Genomic DNA, 1,397 nt, shown 5'->3' with positions numbered 1-1,397 from the left:
AAGTCGGTGACCGTGGTGTCGGCGAGGAGGCGGCCGCGGCCGATGATGACGAGGTCCCCTACATCGTCGAGCGACTCACCCTTGGTCTCACGCATGACCAGCAGCGCGACAAAAGTCAACGTCGCCGCCACGAGAAGATAGATGCCGACCCAGCCGACGCCGTAGTTCTTCGCGAGGTAGACGGCGATGAACGGCGCCACCGCAGCGCCCAGAATGCTGGCGGTGTTGTACGCGATTCCCGAGCCCGTGTAGCGGACGTTGGTCGGGAAGAGTTCCGGGAGAACGGCACTCATCGGGCCGAAGGTCAGGCCCATGAGCAGCATGCCCACGATGAGGAACGCCAACATACGGCCGTCGTTCATTCCGTCCGGTTCGAGGAAGACACCGAAGGTCAAGCCGAACACCATGATCAGACCGGTGATGATCAGCAGTGTGATACGACGCCCGTACCGGTCGGCGAGCCAACCCGAGACCGGCACGGCGGCAGCGAAGAACACGACTGCGATCAGCTGCAGGACAAGGAAATCGGTGTACTTGAACCGCGGCCCGCGGCGCGGCAACCGGTGAGGCCGTCGAGCGGTATTGCGGCAACGTGATCCCCGAAGATCTGGTCCGCAGCAGCGCGTCGGCGCTGGAGCGGTCCGGTGCACGGGTCGTCGATCCGGCGAGTTTCGCGCTGTACAGCGAGGACCAGTACCGCCTTGCCGGGTTCCCCTTTGTTCCCTTCACCTCTGCCCTGGATATTCGCTGGGCACTCGGTCACACCATGGACGAGAAAGTGCCCACCTATGTGCCTGCAGCCCTGACGTATCTCGGGTACTACACAGGCGCCCGTCGCGGAGAACCACCGATCGCATCGTTGCAGTACGCCGGAATCGCTGCGGGGCGCTCACGCGCCGAGGCCGAGATGTCAGCTCTGCTGGAACTTCTCGAACGCGATGCCACCGCGCTTGCACCCACCTGGGTTGCCCCACCTCGCTCTACGAACAGCAGAGCAACCGTATTCTGTGCCCCTGCCACCAGTCGCAGTTCGACGCACTGACCTACGGCAAGCCGATCTTCGGTCCCGCTGCTCGCGCACTTCCGCAGTTGCCTATTACAGTGAACGAAGAGGGCTTCCTGGTCGCCGACGGTGACTTCATCGAAGCACTCGGCCCGGCATTTTGGGAGCGTCGACCGTGACCACAACAACAACCAAACCGTCCAAGATCAGCGCGGCAGCGGCTGGACAAGCGGAGGCTATGGACTCCCGCTACCACCTCGCCGCAGGCATGCGCCGGCAGATCAACAAGGTCTTCCCGAGTCCGGACCAACGGCGTCGTTGTGCTGCGGAGGACTCCTGTGGTCGCTCCCGCGGGTATGGCCGTGCACGGCGAACACATCACGATGCTGGGGGG

General features: G+C 63.7%; 3 protein-coding genes. 2 read left to right on the top strand and 1 reads right to left on the bottom strand.

The window, feature by feature from the left end; all coding sequences use genetic code 11:
* Nucleotides 1-497, bottom strand: a 497-nt coding sequence (locus tag ABT116_RS46420) for an MFS transporter (protein ID WP_351647258.1), incomplete at its 3' end; no start/stop codon positions are given.
* 95 nt (nt 498-592) lie between these two features.
* Between ABT116_RS46420 and ABT116_RS46415 the strand changes: the two genes are divergently transcribed.
* Together ABT116_RS46415 and ABT116_RS46410 are read left to right on the top strand one after the other, a co-directional pair.
* Nucleotides 593-1,042 carry a YcaO-like family protein gene (locus ABT116_RS46415; protein ID WP_351647256.1) on the top strand — a complete coding sequence of 150 codons (450 nt, stop codon included), beginning with the start codon at nt 593-595 and terminating at the stop codon, nt 1,040-1,042.
* A complete protein-coding gene (locus ABT116_RS46410) occupies nt 961-1,182 on the top strand; it encodes a QcrA and Rieske domain-containing protein (protein ID WP_502984080.1) in 222 nt (73 codons plus the stop codon). Before ABT116_RS46415 ends, ABT116_RS46410 begins: the two co-directional genes overlap by 82 nt.
* Nucleotides 1,183-1,397: the final 215 nt, after the last annotated feature.

This window comes from Streptomyces sp. NPDC002130 (assembly GCF_040296465.1).
GTDB lineage: Bacteria > Actinomycetota > Actinomycetes > Streptomycetales > Streptomycetaceae > Streptomyces.
Note: the sequence above shows the minus strand (reverse complement) of the source record. Positions and strands in the feature narration are given on the sequence as shown.